Annotated in this window: 15 protein-coding genes; 7 read left to right on the forward strand and 8 right to left on the reverse strand. The window is 65.8% G+C overall.

Going from position 1 to position 15,261, the window contains the following annotated elements; genetic code table 11:
• Positions 1-162: 162 nt before the first annotated feature.
• On the forward strand, positions 163-1,251 hold the full coding sequence (locus ACIGKQ_RS17600; protein ID WP_266063234.1) for a VOC family protein: 1,089 nt from the start codon (positions 163-165) through the stop codon (positions 1,249-1,251).
• Positions 1,252-1,350: 99 nt separating this feature from the next.
• Here ACIGKQ_RS17600 and ACIGKQ_RS17605 read toward each other — a convergent pair whose 3' ends face one another.
• The 3 genes from ACIGKQ_RS17605 to ACIGKQ_RS17615 all read right to left on the reverse strand — a co-directional run bounded on the left by ACIGKQ_RS17605 (position 1,351) and on the right by ACIGKQ_RS17615 (position 4,899).
• Positions 1,351-2,634, reverse strand: coding sequence for a lipase family protein (locus ACIGKQ_RS17605; RefSeq protein WP_396574584.1), 1,284 nt, complete (start codon positions 2,632-2,634; stop codon positions 1,351-1,353).
• Positions 2,635-2,860: 226 nt separating this feature from the next.
• On the reverse strand, positions 2,861-3,631 hold the full coding sequence (locus ACIGKQ_RS17610; protein WP_396574585.1) for a hypothetical protein: 771 nt from the start codon (positions 3,629-3,631) through the stop codon (positions 2,861-2,863).
• The gene (locus ACIGKQ_RS17615; RefSeq protein WP_396574586.1) at positions 3,628-4,899 is read right to left on the reverse strand and encodes a hypothetical protein; all 1,272 of its coding nucleotides are present in this window, start codon (positions 4,897-4,899) and stop codon (positions 3,628-3,630) included. Before ACIGKQ_RS17615 ends, ACIGKQ_RS17610 begins: the two co-directional genes overlap by 4 nt.
• A gap of 605 nt (positions 4,900-5,504) precedes the next feature.
• Between ACIGKQ_RS17615 and ACIGKQ_RS17620 the strand changes: the two genes are divergently transcribed.
• The 3 genes from ACIGKQ_RS17620 to ACIGKQ_RS17630 all read left to right on the forward strand — a co-directional run bounded on the left by ACIGKQ_RS17620 (position 5,505) and on the right by ACIGKQ_RS17630 (position 7,522).
• Positions 5,505-6,056 (forward strand): SRPBCC family protein, encoded by a 552-nt coding sequence (locus tag ACIGKQ_RS17620; protein WP_396574587.1) that lies wholly within the window; start codon positions 5,505-5,507, stop codon positions 6,054-6,056.
• Positions 6,014-6,877: a DUF1731 domain-containing protein gene (locus ACIGKQ_RS17625; RefSeq protein ID WP_396574588.1), complete on the forward strand. Its 864-nt coding sequence runs from the start codon at positions 6,014-6,016 to the stop codon at positions 6,875-6,877. Before ACIGKQ_RS17620 ends, ACIGKQ_RS17625 begins: the two co-directional genes overlap by 43 nt.
• Positions 6,878-7,024: 147 nt before the next feature.
• Positions 7,025-7,522, forward strand: a complete 498-nt coding sequence (locus ACIGKQ_RS17630) for a hypothetical protein (protein WP_396574589.1) — start codon at positions 7,025-7,027, stop codon at positions 7,520-7,522.
• 5 nt (positions 7,523-7,527) lie between these two features.
• Here the strand turns inward: ACIGKQ_RS17630 and ACIGKQ_RS17635 are convergent, their stop codons facing one another.
• The 4 genes from ACIGKQ_RS17635 to ACIGKQ_RS17650 all read right to left on the reverse strand — a co-directional run bounded on the left by ACIGKQ_RS17635 (position 7,528) and on the right by ACIGKQ_RS17650 (position 11,789).
• Positions 7,528-7,866 (reverse strand): helix-turn-helix domain-containing protein, encoded by a 339-nt coding sequence (locus ACIGKQ_RS17635; RefSeq protein WP_235721564.1) that lies wholly within the window; start codon positions 7,864-7,866, stop codon positions 7,528-7,530.
• A 229-nt stretch (positions 7,867-8,095) separates the two neighbouring features.
• A complete protein-coding gene (locus tag ACIGKQ_RS17640) occupies positions 8,096-9,718 on the reverse strand; it encodes a long-chain fatty acid--CoA ligase (protein WP_396574590.1) in 1,623 nt (540 codons plus the stop codon).
• Positions 9,719-9,953: 235 nt separating this feature from the next.
• Positions 9,954-10,988 carry an AraC family transcriptional regulator gene (locus tag ACIGKQ_RS17645; protein ID WP_396574591.1) on the reverse strand — a complete coding sequence of 345 codons (1,035 nt, stop codon included), beginning with the start codon at positions 10,986-10,988 and terminating at the stop codon, positions 9,954-9,956.
• Positions 10,989-11,300: 312 nt separating this feature from the next.
• A complete protein-coding gene (locus ACIGKQ_RS17650) occupies positions 11,301-11,789 on the reverse strand; it encodes a TY-Chap domain-containing protein (RefSeq protein ID WP_396574592.1) in 489 nt (162 codons plus the stop codon).
• Positions 11,790-11,958: 169 nt separating this feature from the next.
• Here ACIGKQ_RS17650 and ACIGKQ_RS17655 point away from each other — a divergent pair, with 169 nt between their 5' ends.
• Positions 11,959-12,924 (forward strand): DUF808 domain-containing protein, encoded by a 966-nt coding sequence (locus ACIGKQ_RS17655; RefSeq protein ID WP_396574619.1) that lies wholly within the window; start codon positions 11,959-11,961, stop codon positions 12,922-12,924.
• Between the two features lie 31 nt (positions 12,925-12,955).
• Here the strand turns inward: ACIGKQ_RS17655 and ACIGKQ_RS17660 are convergent, their stop codons facing one another.
• A complete protein-coding gene (locus tag ACIGKQ_RS17660) occupies positions 12,956-14,125 on the reverse strand; it encodes a Fic family protein (protein ID WP_396574593.1) in 1,170 nt (389 codons plus the stop codon).
• Positions 14,126-14,305: 180 nt separating this feature from the next.
• On the opposite strand from ACIGKQ_RS17660, the gene ACIGKQ_RS17665 reads away from it, so the two are divergent.
• Positions 14,306-14,779, forward strand: a complete 474-nt coding sequence (locus tag ACIGKQ_RS17665) for a nucleotidyltransferase domain-containing protein (RefSeq protein ID WP_328714005.1) — start codon at positions 14,306-14,308, stop codon at positions 14,777-14,779.
• Positions 14,779-15,177 (forward strand): DUF86 domain-containing protein, encoded by a 399-nt coding sequence (locus tag ACIGKQ_RS17670; RefSeq protein WP_396574594.1) that lies wholly within the window; start codon positions 14,779-14,781, stop codon positions 15,175-15,177. The genes ACIGKQ_RS17665 and ACIGKQ_RS17670 overlap by 1 nt, the downstream gene beginning before the upstream one ends.
• Positions 15,178-15,261 lie beyond the last annotated feature (84 nt).

Below are 15,261 nucleotides of genomic sequence, written 5' to 3' on the forward strand. Positions count from 1 at the left end.
TCGACCGGACTGCCCGAATTCCGGCATCGGATGTGCCGACGGTGTTCGGCCATCCCGAATGGCCGTGACCCGGGTCACAGGAGCGCGGCATGCTCGGGTCATCCACCGATGGAGCGGCCCCAGGGAACCCCCGGTGCCGGACGATTCACCACAGGAGTACCGATGAGCGAGAACACAGACCGATTCGAGATCGCCCACCTCGCGCGGGTCGAACTGTTCAGCCCGAAGCCACAGGAGACCGAGGACTTCTTCACCCGGTTCCTCGGCATGTATGTCACGCAGCGCGAGGGGCAGTCGGTGTACCTGCGCGGCTACGAGGACCCCTACCAGTGGAGCCTGAAGATCACCGAATCCGATCAGGCCGGCATGGGACACGCCGCGCTACGCACCAGCTCCCCCGAGGCACTGGAACGTCGGGTGAAGTCCCTCAAGGACGGCAACGTCGACGGCAGGTGGTCGGAGGATCAGTTCGGCTTCGGGAAGACCTTCGAGTATCACTCCGCCGACGGCCACAACCTGTCACTGGTGTGGGAGGCCGAGAAGTATGTGGCGCCTGAGGAACTGCGGAGCAAGATCCTGTCGCGCCCGTCGAAGAAGCCGCTGTCGGGTATCCCGGTCAAGCGCATCGACCACCTGAATCTGATGGCGTCGAATGTGACCTCGGTCAAGAACGAGTTCGAACGCCACCTCGGTTTCCGCACCACCGAACGCGTCGTCGATGGCGACGAGGAGATCGGCGCCTGGATGAGCTCCAACATCCTGGGCCACGAGGTCGCCTGTATGCGTGACATGACCGGCGGGCGAGGCAAACTGCATCACGTCGCCTTCTACTACGGGACCGGTCAGCACAACATGGATGCTGCAGAGATGTTCCGCGACTACGACGTCCAGATCGAAGCCGGCCCCGACGTACACGGCATCACCCAGGGCCAGTTCCTTTACGTCTTCGAGCCCGGCGGCAACCGGATCGAACTGTTCGGCGAGGCCGGCTACCTGCACCTCGACCCCGACGCGCAGACCAAGACATGGCAGATGTCCGACATCGACACCGGCCTCGCCATCGGCGGCGCCAAGCTGCCGTGGGAAACCTACTTCACCTACGGCACCCCGAGCCCGCTGTCGCTGGATCAGCACATCGAACAGTTCGCGCACTTCGGGCCGGGCGCCGAGCCGGCCGCAGTCGCCGAAGCGGTCGAGGAGACCCCGATCGAGATCGACCACTCGCGGGCCGTCGCGGGGGCGCCGGCCTGACGGAACGTCTCTCGCGCGTCTAGCGTGCGCTCGCGCGCGAAGCTTCACGCGCGCAAGAACGACCGGCGCGCGAAGTCCTCCGCCGATGGTGGTGCATCCTTACGGCACCGCCATCGGCGCCAGACTGTTCCCCTGCGGGATCGTCGCGCAGTTACTGCGGGTCGGCACCCCGTTGAACCGTTCGGTCAGATACGGCAGGGCCTGCGCCTCGAACACCGGGAACGCTTGCCCGTGGGTGTGCCCGTCGTACTGGGCGTAGGTGACATCGACTCCGCGGGTGCAGTATTCGTGTGCCAGGCCCACCACGTCGCCGGTGACCATGATGGTGTCGCCGATGGCGTCGCTGTTTCCGACGGCCAGGAACAGCGGCGAGCGCGGGGTACCGGCAGTGCCCATGATGTTGTCGTTGACTGCGCGGACCACCTCGGGCACGTCGAGCAGCCCGGAGTAGGGCGGTTTCACCATGTCGGCGCTGGTGAGTCCGGGATAGTTGCCGGCGAATTCGACGATGCACTCATCGCTGACCTGCTGGGAGGTCTGCTTGCCGCGGGTGGAGAGGAAGGAGTCGACGTCGAGGTCGTAGGTGCGTTGGTAGGCGACCACGAGAGCGGGGATCACCCCGGCCCACTGATCACTGCCGTCGATGTAGGGCAGATTGTGGGACAGGTCGACGGGCAGGCCGCCGGCCGCGGTGCCGACGATGTTGAGCTCCGGTGCGTAGCGCGGCGCGACCTCGGCGCCCCACTGGGTCGGCACCGAACCACCGGAGTAACCGACCAGGCCCACCGGCGTGGAGTCGGGGACCCGCAGGAAACTCTGCGCGGCGCGGACGCCGTCGAGTGCGGCGTACCCCGACTGCCGGCCGATGGTCCATTCGAGGTCCTCGCCCTCGTAGTCGGGCGCCACCACGGTGTAGCCGGCGGCGAGATAGCCTGTGATCACGCCCTGTTCGGCGGTGTTCAGCGAGTTCGCGTAGCCGCCGCTGAGGGTGTACGACGGGTCGCATTTCGAGCCGAGCGCGTCATAGGCCATGTGGTAGGACACCAGCTTTGTGGGCCCGGGCGTCAAGGGGCGCAACACGGTTGCGACGGTGACGGCGCCGTCACCGGCCTGATCGGTGGTCCGGTAGAGCACCTGGGTTCCGGTGATCGGGGTGTCGAGTGTCGGGGTGCGGAACGTCATCGGCCGCGACCGCAGTACCGTTCCGGGTTCGAGGTTCTCCAGTGGGCCGGTGTAGCGGTAGAAGGGGTCGGCCGACGGCAACGGTGAGCCCGGGCCGGGTGCGGCGATCGCCGACGGTGCCGCGGCGAACACCACCGATCCGAGAGCCAGTCCGAGGATGACGAGGACACGAAGAAACACAAGGCGGGGAACGCGGGCCATGGTCTGAGTTAATCAGGTGCGAGTTCGCAACGCCGAGGTTCACGGCTCCCAACATCTCGACGCCGACGCGCTGTATGGCAAATGCTCGGCACCCGGCATGTTGCTGGATCGGCACGGCTATCGCTCGGTCACCTCGACGGCAGCGCGGCTGTCAAAGCCCGCGGGTCGTATGTCCAGAACCCCGTTCCGGCACAACAAGCCATCAGCTGCCCTCTTGCCTCGGCTCTTAGATCATCTCGAACCGGCTCTCCAGATATCGCGTGACTGCTCGACCGTCAGCCAACTCGTCGCGCGCGTCAGAGGTGAGCCAGTAGTACCGCAGCATCCAGAAGAGCGCAGTGCCTCCCGGCGTGTAGGAGTCGGGTGTGTCCAGCGTGAACTGCCGGTCGTCGGTCGCGATGACGGTGATCGGATGGCCTGTGTTGGACTTCCCCTCCGGGATGTAGTCGAGGATGGCCTGGATTTCGTCCCACTGAAACGTCGTCCACCGCCTTCCGTTGTAGAAGTCGACGCCTTGTCTGCCAAGCGCGATGCGAGGCCCATCACGGAATGCGGAACCGATCAAAGCGGGGACGCACAGAATGGCAACAAGCAATGCCCCGATCGAGAAGAAGAGTCGCTGGCCGTCGCTGAGATCGAGGTCAACCTTGTCTTGGGGGGCAAGAACAGCGAATAGAACTCCGCTGAGGATGAGCCCGCAGAAAGTCGTGCTCATGATTCGTCGCGAGACGTAGTCGGGCTCGACGATCGTGCCGTCGGAAGTTGATGTCGCCCGAGGGATTACCCGCCTCCGATAGAGGCGGTATCCGGCCGCTGCATAGCCGCAAAACGAAACGCCCAGGCCCACAGCGACCAGGGACGTCAGCGCATTGCCGTTGAGCAGAGCTCGCACAGCCCAGTTGAGGCAGAAGGGCACGGCCGCAACGAAAAACACCATGCCGGCGACCATCCATTTCGAAGGACCTCGCCAGCGGCTGGGAGCGGTGAGGGCGGTCATCGGCAGACCACCCCGGCAACTTCTTGGCCGACCCAACCGCCCGCCCAACTGCCGAGCGTGCCGCCTACCGCGGCGCCGCCTACGGCAGCTGGTGCCGATGCCGCGCCCATGCCTGCTGCAGCCCCGAGCGCACCCCCGGCTGTGCCGGCCACTGCGCCGCCGACCACGCCGAACGTTCCTGATATTGCGGCTTCGCATCTCTGTCCGGCGTCTGCGGTGGCGACATCGTAGATGGCCGTCGCAATACCCAGTGCCGGCCCAGCAAATTTTGCGCCAACCCCAACCTTTTTGACGTCGTCGGCGCTGAGCGTCGGAATACCTCCCCCGCGCGTCGCATACTCGTCGAGTCCACTCATCGCGCCACCCACTGTCGTCAGGCCTGGATGCGTGAAGAACGGACTGTCGGCGGGGATCTCCCCGGTCCGTCCGTCGGCGGTGCTGACGCGGGCAACCTTGTAGCCGTCCTCCCACTCTTCGGCGTGCACCGTGGTCCCGTCCGCCCATGTGGTCGTCATGAACTTCGTGCCTTCGAAGTTCTCCCACGACCTGCTCTTGGAAATCTCGTTCCCGTTCCTGTCGTAGTGCAATACCCGGACGTCGTTGAACACGGACGCTGCCACCGGCCCGCGATAGGGATTCATGAGGATGTGTTCCTGCCGACTCCCGTCCTGCATGTGCATGGTGGTGACCCGGTTCCCCACCGCGTCCTCGTGCTTGGTGGTTTCACGCACCGTCACTCCCATGTCCTCGGAGCGCACCAGCGCCTGCTGGTACAGGCCCATGGGGTTCTGAGGGTTGGGGACTTCATCGGCGGGCCTGCTGGTCCCCGGCAGCGGGATGATCGATCTCGGAATCTCGAACCCATGGGCGCTCGCCGCGGCCACAATGCTGTTGGCTGTTTCCTCGTCTGCGTCACCGACGGCGAGCAAGAAGCGATTCACTACGACCTGCTCGGCGACTGCTCGGTCCGCGAGGGTTTCCGCTTCGTCCGCTGACAGCGGGGCTGCCTTGATCAGGACGACCCAGTCATCCGTCACCCAGAGATCCCCGGCGTCAATGTCGTTGGCCTTGGCGAGGAGCGAAGCCCGTGCGTCACCGAGCGGACCGGCGCCGGCGCTGGTCGCCGTGCCCACGGCGGCTGCATTGTCGGATAGATGAGCGGCGGCAGCGTTCGCTCGGCCGAACATCGCGGCTGCGGCGTCGTGCGCGTCCCCAGACCAAGCGTTTAGCTCGGGGAGGGTGTGGCAGGCGGCGTCCAACGTGCTCACGGCATCGTGAACGTATTGACCGGCGGTCGTGACGGCTGCGCCACCTGGTCCGAGTGACGCGGGGTCCCAACTCTCGAGCCGAGGTCGTGACGGCAGCATTGTCTCTACCTCCAGAGGCGGGTGAGGTCCGCTGCGAGATCCTCATCGGTGACACGGTAGTTTTCACCCGCGCCGCGAACGGCCTGCCCCATCGTCGTGAGACCGTCTTGCATCCTCTGGCACTGCTGATCTAGATGCGTAGCTACCAGGCGGGCGGCCCATTGGCTGGTCGATCTGTCCAGCCCGTCGGCTGCACGCGCGGCCACGCCCGGCAGGTCGGCACCGTCAATACTGTCGGCAGCGTCAACGGTCTGCGTTGCCAGAGCACGTAGGACGTCTGGATCAACCAGCACTGATACCCCCGAAAAGTCAGTTCCGCCCGTTGTCGGAGGGAGCATACCAATTCGAACAAGGCGGACTTGAACGGTGATCAGGGCGTCATTTGTTCGGCCGACGCTAGCGCGGTCGGCGGAGCACTTCTCGAAACTGGCGGGCGCTTCCCCGCGTTGCTGTCAACGTGACAATCGCGACAGCGCTGCGAATCCAAGACCGGCCTACCGTGAGACATGGCCAGTACAACGACGTACGCCCAGTTCATCGCCCTCGACGCCGGTGCGCTGTGGCAGGTGCTCGGCGATCCGTCCCGGCTGCCCGAATGGCACAGCGGGTATCGATCGGTGACCGTCGACGACGCGATCGCCGTCGGCGCCGAAGGTTCCTACGTGCAGACGCATCGCGTCGCCGGACCACTGCATCGACGCTTCGCGCCACCGTTCACCATCACCGCCTATAACCCGGGCCGTCATATGCAGCTGACGCAGAAGGAGCCGGTGGGGGCGACGATCATCGACTTCCACCTCACACCGGCCGACGGCGGGTGTGTTGTCACCGATAAGGTCACCGTGACAGGCCCGGCGAGCCGAACGCTGCGGTCTGCCGTCCCACACGTGACCGACCGAGTGGACTTCGCCCGCCTGGCTCGCCTGGCCGGCCTCGCACCAGTCGACGACGCACTGTCCGTCGTCCTGGCCGGCGGCAGCGGCGCACTCGGACAACATCTGGCCGCCGACCTAGCGTGTCGCGGGGGCATCGACCGGTCATCCTCACCCGCAGCATAAACTCCGCGTCGCCCTTCGAGCAGCTGGAATGGGACGGCCGTACCGTCGGCGACTGGGCCGACATCCTCGTGTCGGGCCGTCCGGTCGCGGTGGCGAATCTGGCCGGCAAGCTGGTGGATTGTCGTCCGACGGAACGCAACATCGCGCTGCTGCGCGACAGCCGCGTCGACGCCACCCGAGCCCTGGTGGCTGCCTCGAAGCTGCGCGACAGCCCGATCGCGCACTGGCTGCAGGCCAGCACCACCGCCATCTGGAGCGACGCCGGCGAGCAGTGGTGCACCGAGACCACACCCGTCCCCGAGGGCCTGCCGCAGATGACCGGCGTCGCCCTGCCGTGGGAGGAGGCGGTTTCCGGCGCGCACACCGAGCACCTCGTAGTGCTGCGCACCTCCATCGTCCTCGACAATCAGGCCCCGGCGATGAAACGCCTCGCCGACCTCACCCGCGTCGGGCTCGGTGGTCGCGTCGGATCGGGCCGTCAGTGGTTCAGCTGGATCCACATCGACGACTGGCTGGCGATCGCCCGTGCCGCACTGGGGCTTGACCCCGCGATCACCATCCCCGACGGCGTCGTCGTCGGCGCCAGCCCGCACCCGGTGCGCAACGCCGAGCTGATGGCATCGCTGCGCCAGGCGTTGCACCGTCCGCCGGCTCCGCCGACCCCCGCCCCGCTGCTGCGGCTGGGCGCCATCGCGCTGCGCACCGACCCGGCCCTGGGCCTCACCGGACGACGCGCCCGGTCCCAGGTGCTCGACGACCTCGGCTTCGAGTTCCGCTTCCCGCACCTCGACGACGCGCTCGCCGATCTGCTCGACAACTGAGCCCCAACACAATTCGTCCCCCGGGTATCGCCTCACCCGCCGACTGCGGCCAGCGGACGAAACAACACCCGGGGGACGAACCGTCGTGGACGGTGCCGCTTGCGCTGCCGTCCGCGTTCTGTCGGTCGGTGGTGATGAGCTGGACTCGTGAGCAGTAAGTCCCGGGTCGATCCCCTCCCGTCCGACACTCCGCACGAAGTGGTGTTCTTCAAACGGCACCACAGCGACGACGCCGCGCGGGCGGCCCCCGGCCTTGATTCACTTTTGGAGTTTCCTGTGAAGGTGAGGGCGAGGCTGCTCGCCACCCTTGCAGCGGTGGCCAAGGCTCCACCGAAGCGGTTCGCCGGCGGCGGACAGTGGGAAGCGATGCACGGCGACATGACCGGATACTTCGAAGTGCGGATCACCTCGAAGACCCCGAACGGAAAGTGGCACTACCGGTTGTTCTGCTTACTGGACTACGACGCTGCAGAAAAGGCAGCGCCATTGCTCGTGGTGATAGATGGTGCCGCGAAGCGCTACCAGACGACCATGTCAGATGTCCGGTACGCAGGTGTGCGGAAATTCGGCGAGGAGTACCGACGACGCAACCCACGGTCACTGGTCACCGCGGAGGACATCCGCGAAGCGCTGGACGGAATCTAGTGGTGCTAGGCGCAGGCCCGCATCGGCTCGGTGATACGGGTGCGCTCCTCCCTTGTCATCGGCGTGAGCGTCACCTTCATGCCCAGTGCCGCAGCCACCTCGGCGATGGTGCTGAGTGTCGGATTCACCGATTCGGCTGAGAGGAGACGTCGTACGGTGCTTGCCTCGGAGCCGATCGCGCGGGCCAGGGCCGCTTTACTCAGATTTGCTTCAGCCCGCGCTTCGTCGAGTGCGTTGATGATCGAGTCGATTGCCTCAATCCGCGCGGACTCCGCAGCGTAGGCGCGCACGAACTCGGGGTCACGGCCCTCGAGTTCGAGCAGTGTGTTGAAAGCCTCGTTCATGGCGTCCCCGCTCCCTATAGTGCTGATGCACCAACACGTCAACCGTAGCATATACGCCACGGTCCCGTGCTTGACGGGCTGCCCGCGGACATCGCCGCCGCCGACGACGACGCTCCGCCCCAACACAATTCGTCCCCCGGGTATCGCCTCACCCGCCGACCGCAGTCGGCGGATGAAACAACACCCGGGGGACGAACGTTCCGGCCCGCGGCCGGCGGAGAACCGAGCGTCAGATCCGCGTGACGTCGAGGTCGCCGTCCTGGTACTGCGAGCGCAGGCGCTTCTTGTCGAACTTGCCGACGCTGGTCTTCGGCACCTCCTGGATCACAGTCCAGTTCTCCGGCAGCTGCCACTTGGCGACCTTGTCGGACAGGAACTCCCGCAGGCTGTCGGCGGTGGCGTCAGAGCCCTCCCGCAGCACCACCGCGACCAGCGGCCGCTCGTCCCACTTGGCGTCGGGGATGCCGATGACGGCGGCCTCGATGACGTCGGGATGGCCCATCACCGCGTTCTCCAGGTCGACCGAGGAGATCCATTCGCCGCCGGACTTGATGATGTCCTTGGTGCGGTCGGTCAGGGTGAGGTAGCCGTCAGGGGTGATGGTGCCGACATCGCCGGTGCGCAGCCAGCCGTCCTGGAACTTCTCCGGGGCGTCGACCCCGTAGTAGGAGCCGGTGATCCATGGGCCGCGGACCTCCAGTTCACCGACGCTCTTGCCGTCGTGCGCAACCACCTCGCCGAGGTCGTCGACCAGGCGCGCCTGCACCGACGCCGGGAACCGGCCCTGCGTGTAGCGGTAGCGCCAACGCTCCTCACCCTCGGTGTCGGCGGGCGGGCGAGCCACCGAGCCGAGCGGCGACGTCTCGGTCATGCCCCACGCGTGCAGCACCTGCACCCCGTGGTCCTCTTCGAAGGTGTGCATCAGCGACGGCGGCACCGCCGACCCGCCGATCAGCACGTCCTTCATGAACGAGATGTCCTGCGGATGTGCTTCGAGGTATTGGTGCAGACCCTGCCAGATGGTGGGCACTGCGGCGGAGAAGTTGGGCTTCTCGGCGGCGATCAACGCGGCCAGCGGCTCAGGCTGCAGGAAGCGGTCGGGCATGATCAGCGACGCGCCGATCATGAACGCCGCGTAGGGGAGTCCCCACGACATGGCGTGGAACTGTGGCACCACCGCCAGCGCCCGATCACCCTGCTTGAGTGCGGGGCCGTCGGTCATGCACACCTGCATCGAGTGCATGTAGATCGAACGATGCGAGTAGGCAACGCCTTTCGGGTCGCCGGTGGTGCCCGACGTGTAGCACATCGCGGCGGCCGAACGCTCGTCCACCTCCGGCCAGTCGAACTCGGTCGGCTGGTCGGCGATCAACTGCTCATACGAGTGCACCTGCACCCCCTCGGGAGCCTCCACGCCTGCGGTCGAGTCGCCGGTCACGATGACGTGCTGGACCGTCTTCAGCTGCGGCAGCTGCGGATTGAGCAGCGGCAGCAGGGTGGGGTCGACGATGATGACGTGGTCTTCACCGTGGTTGGCCACGAACACCAGCTGCTCGGGGAAGAGCCGGATGTTCAGCGTGTGCAGCACTGCGCCCATCGACGGGATCGCCAGGTAGGCCTCGAGATGCTCGGCGTTGTTCCACATGAACGTGCCCACCCGCTCGTCGCCGGTAACGCCCAGCCCGCGCAGGGCGTGCGCGAGTTGCGCGCAGCGCTTGCCCACGTCGGCGTAACTGCGACGACGCGGACCGTCGTCGGTCCAGGTGACCACTTCGGCGGTGCCGTGGACGGTGCTGCCGTGGCGCAGCAGCTGCGCGATCGACAGCGGGGCATCTTGCATGGTGCTCAGCATCGAGACTTCTCCTTCAGGTGTTCGGGGTCGGGTCGGCGGGTGGACGCATCACATTTGAGCGTGGCACTCCGAGGTGGCACTCACGGTGGGTTTCGCGAAGGGCGCGGTCCGGCAGCGCATCCTGTGGACCCCCTTTCACTCGACACACAGGTGTGACCCGCATCATTGTCCGAATTGCCAGCCCATGTATTGACCGCAGAAGACAGAAAATTGACAGCACAGGACACCGTGGCGGTCAGGCGGGGTGATTCACAGCCGATGACGCGGGGGTTGTGCGCCAGTGCTTGCGCAATCGGGCGGGCGACGACCCGAACCACCGCTGGCACGACCGACTGAACACACTCTGCTCGGCATACCCCAACTCGTGCGCCAGGTGCGACAACGTCACGTCGGTGTCACGCAGATAGCGCTGCGCCATCTCGCGGCGCACGTCGTCGACGACGGCGAGGAAATTGGAGCCCTCGCCGGCGAGTAGTCGCTGCAGCGCCTTGGGGTGCAGCCCGAACTGATCGGCCACGACCGGCAGCGTCGCCGACATCGTCGGCAACAGTTGCCGCACCAACTCCCGGACCGACGTGGTGACGCCCGGAGCGGTGCGGTCGATGACGGTGTCGAGGTAGCCGAGCATTGCGCGGTGGGTGTGTTCGTCGTCGACGAGAGGGTGGTCGAGGTCGGCGGTCAGGATGGTGAACCCGGCACGCGGCTCCCCGAAGCGCGGGGTGCACGAGAAGTAGTGCAGATAGTCGTCACGGGAGGTCAGCGCCTCGTGCGGCAGATGTACCGACAGCGGGGCGTAGCCGGCGCCGAGCAGGAACCGCAGCACCTGCAGGGTGGCGCCGAGGCTGAGTTCGGTGGTCTGCGGATGTGCCGGCAGGTGCGGGGTGAGTAGTCGCAGCTCGACGAAGGAGAAACGGTCGTCGGGCAGGGGCTGGATACGCGCGGTGAGCCCCGAACTGTAGGCGCCCAGATACTTCTCGAAGATCGTGAACGCCGCGGCCACCGAACCGGCGGTACGTGCCGCGACACCCACTGGCCCGAGGATCTCGATGCCGTGCCGCTGCGCCAACAACCGACCGAAGTCGGCACGGTCGGTGGCCTCGGCGGCCGACTCCAGCACCCGGATCAACGACGCATAGGTGAGGAACGCATCGAACCGGCCGGCGTCGTCGGGCGCGATCCCGGCGCGGCGCAGCAACGGGTCGGGGTCGGCTCCCAGCTGCGTCACGAGTTCGGCGAAGCCGAGCAGCGACGTCCCCCGGATCACGGCCATGGGCTCTACTGTCAATTTCCGGTCTTCTGGTGTCAAGAACGCGCGTTGAAGGGCCGCCGATGGGCGCAGTTCGCGGCAGTGTCCAACCGTCGAGTGGGTGCCGTTTTCCGTCGACTGGGCGCTCATTTCCGTCGAGTAAGCACCGTTTCTGGTCGAGTGGGTAGTGCGACGTGCTCACGCTGTGGGCGCCGGTACCCAGTCAACGAAAAATCGCGCTCACTCGACGGAAAACGACGCCCAGTCAACGGATCGAGTGCCTCACGTGATCGAGCGCCCAGTCGGCGGAGACGGGTGGGTCGCCCGCGTCGCGTCTCACCCAGTCAGCGAGAACGGGTGCACGGTGCTGATCGGGTCGGTGAGCGACAGGAACGACGGGTGGGTGACGCCCCACTGACCTCGCAGCAGCGTGATGGTCTGGACCGAAGCTCGGAAGAGTTGCTTGCGACCGAACTCCCGGATGTACTCCTCTTTGCGCGGCAGATAGCGCCAGTCCAACGCCTCGAACGTTCGTTGCGTCTGCACCCACTCGGGCTGGCGTGGCCCGACCAGCGCGCTGCGGGGCACGGTCGCGCGGACGCGGCTCGCGCGGTTGGCCCGAAACGTGATGAGCAGTTGCTCGCGGGTGCCGACGGGATGCGCTAGTTCGATGAAATCGAACGACCCGAACCGCAGATCACCCAGACGCACGGCCAGGTCGTGGGTGAACTCCCGCCACGACTCGGCGACCTGCTCGTCGTAGCCCTCGAACTCGTCATCGAACTCGTCGTCGTGATCGTGGTCGTCGTAGGCCTCGGTGGTCATGGCCCTCCTTGCTCGATGGGTGGACCGGCGGCTGCCGATGACGACGACGATACGAACGGGGTACGACAGTTTCGCGACCCTCGCGACGCCCTCACCCCTGCGTCCGCCGCACGTCAGATCAGCGGGGCATACTGATCGATGACTCGTGCGTCTGACCCGGGAGGTTCTGGTGGCCGGTGGCCTCGTTGCTCTGTTGGATGACATCGCGACCCTTACCCGGGCGGCCGCGGCGTCGCTCGACGACATCGGTGCGGCGGCCGGCAAGGCCAGCATCAAAGCGGCGGGCGTCGTCGTCGACGACACGGCCGTGACGCCGCGGTATGTGCACGGTTTCACCCCCGACCGCGAACTGCCGATCGTCCGCAAGATCGCCATCGGGTCCATCCGCAACAAACTGCTGATCATCCTGCCGGTGGCGATGATCCTCAGCCAGTTCCTGCCGCAAGCGCTGCCCTATTTGTTGATCGCCGGCGGACTGTTTCTGAGCTATGAGGGAGCCGAGAAGGTGTACGAGGCCCTCGGCGGCGGCCACGGACACCACGACGCCGACGACGAGGTGCCCGCGGCCGAGAAGGGCCCCGAGTTCGAGAAGTCGATGGTCAACGGAGCCATCCGCACCGACCTCATCCTGTCGGCGGAAATCATGGTGATCTCGCTGTCCTCGGTCGAATCCGAACCGTTCCTCACCCGATTGTTGGTGCTGATCGTGCTGGCCTTCCTCATCACCGCGCTGGTCTACGGCGTGGTCGCGGTGATCGTCAAGATGGACGACGTGGGATTGTCACTGGCACAGCGTAAGTCGACAGCGAGTCAACGCATCGGCCGCGGCCTGGTCAAGGCGATGCCGAAGATCATGTCCACCCTGACCGTGGTGGGTATCGCGGCGATGCTGTGGGTCGGTGGGCACATCCTGATCGTCAACGTCGGCGAAGCCGGGTTCCATTGGCCCGCCGACCGTCTGCACGACATCGAGCACTGGTTCCACGAGTTGTCCCACTCGTTGGGCGGTGTTCTGTCGTGGACGGCGGGGACCGTGGTGTCAGCGGTCGTGGGGTTGGTGATCGGCGCGATCATCGTGGCGATCATGCATGTCATTCCGAAGCGGGGCGGCAAGCACGCCGACGCATCCCACTGAGGTGAACGTTCCGGTTTCCGGCACGTTCACCTCAGTGCCGGCTCCGCCTCGCCGCCCTGCCTGCGAACTCATCGAGCGCGTCGGTGACCTCCATTGCCTGCCACATCCTGTTGCGAGTGAATCCGGTTAACTCGCGCAGGATTCCCGCCTCGACTAGGGGGTCGATGGCCCTGCCGGCGTTGTCGGGGGAGATGCCCAACGCGGCCGCGGTGGCCCGTCGATCCACCACCGGCTGCCGGAGTAGGAGATCCAGCAGCTTCTGGGTGCCCGAACCCCGGCGAGCACGAACTCGTTCGCCCCACAACTCGCGAATGCGACGCAGATCAGAGACCAGTCGGCTGCCGTTGTCTACCGCGGAAAGCGCTGCATACGAGAACGTTTCGACGATCGCCGACAGATCGCCAGACCGATAGGCATCCAACGCGGCAAAGTAGCTGCGCGTGTCGGCGAGCAGCCCCGCCGACACCGGCACGGTGACGTTCTGCGTCAGCCGGCTTGCGCGCAGCATTGCCTGCACGAGCGCGCGGCCGGTCCGCCCGTTGCCGTCGGGAAATGGATGGATGGTCTCGAACTGGCCGTGCGCAACCGCGACGTGGACCAGCGGCGAAACATCGGCGCGGTGCGAGAATGCAATGAGGTCGTCCATGAGACCAGGCACATGCGCGGGGGTGGGCGCGACAAAGTCGGCGCTATGGGGGCCGATGCTGGTCCCGCCGATCCGTACCTGATCCTCGCGCCACCGCCCAGCCATCTGGGGACTCGTGTCCTCCATCAAAGCGCGGTGCATAGCCAGAATCGCGTTGGTGTCCAGTCGGTCGGCCAGCTCGATGGCCGCAGTCATTGCCGCAACATTGCCGACGATCTCGGTGGCGTTGCGTTTCTCTCGGCTGCCCAACTCGGCGAGCGCGATCTGCTTGGCGCCCGACGACAGATTCTCGATCTGCGACGACGATGCAGATTCGGAGCGGAGAAGGATGGCGGAAAAGGGTGCGAGCTCGTTGCCGAGTTCGGCATCGAAACGGGTGATCACCGAACTGGCCTCGGCGACCAGGGCGGACGTCTCGGGAGAAACATGCGGGGTCAGGTCGGCGACGTGCGGGACCAGAGCTGCACGGTACGGACCGCGGTACCGCTCGCGCTGCGCCCGGGTCAGCAAGTCAGCAGGAATGGTCGGGGACCACTCGACGACCTCACTGGACACCGCGTCTGGCTGCGGTTGTCGGCAGAAAGTGAGGGCATGAGGCGACCATACCTTCAGTTAGACGATAAGTGAGGGTATGTTTGCGTCATGCCGTCACTTGTTGCCGGTCGCCTGAGGTACGCGATATCGGCATCGCTGACGTGGCCCAATGTCCGCGCCCACCGCTGATAAGGTTGCCTTATGGATCTCGCTGGCGAATACCGCAGCGCCCGGCGTGACGAGGAAGTTGCGCGACTGCGGCGCATCCTTGCGTTGCGGGCGCTGGCGGCGACCGGGAAGTCTCAGCGAGAGATCGCCGAGGCTCTCGACATCACTCAGCCGGCAGTCAGCCAGCAACTCAAGTTCGCGCCCGACCTCAACGGGGTGCACCCTGAGATGCTGCTCGAAGCCGCCGCGCCCGTCCTCAAAGTGCTTGCTGCGCAACGCGGGTACACGCGCGTGGCCGCATTCGGTTCGGTCGCTCGCCAGGAGGCAGATCCCGACTCGGATATCGACCTGATCGTGGAGGCCCCCGACTCTGCGTCGTCGTTCGACTTCGTCGGCTTCAAACGACTCCTCGAGGAGGTCCTCGGTCGCGAGATCGATCTCGTCGAGTACGGCGGCCTGAAAGCCGGCCTCGACGACGATATTCGCGATGAGGCAATTCTGCTCTGATGAATCGGAAGGCGGCCAAGGAACTACTGCATATCCGCGCTTGGTTGGAGCGCGTTCAGGAGATCAGCGAGCGCGGCAAGGGCGACTACATGGGCGACGAACTGCTGCAGGAAGCGGGTGATTCGTTGATGATGAAACTCGGCGAGGCCGCGAACCGACTCTCCAGACTTGGCGTCCTCGCACCTGACGGTGTGGAGTGGACCTTGGCAGTCGCCAATCGGAACTTTCTGATTCACCAATACGACGAGATCAATCGGGAACTCACATGGCTGACCATCTCCCGCGATCTGCCCGCCTGGCAAGAGTCGTTGAGTCCGCTCATCACGGAGGCACAAGGCGTGGTTGACGGCGATACGACGAGCACAGACGCGTCCTCTTCAGACGGTGAAGTCGAGTGAGGATTGTCCGCCTCCTTCGGTCCGGCTGACCTCATCCGCCGAGGTCAGCGCCCCGAACTCACCGGCGACCCCGCTGATCGTGCT

Origin of the sequence: Gordonia sp. NPDC062954 (genome assembly GCF_044543825.1) — a bacterium.
Lineage (GTDB): Bacteria > Actinomycetota > Actinomycetes > Mycobacteriales > Mycobacteriaceae > Gordonia > Gordonia tangerina.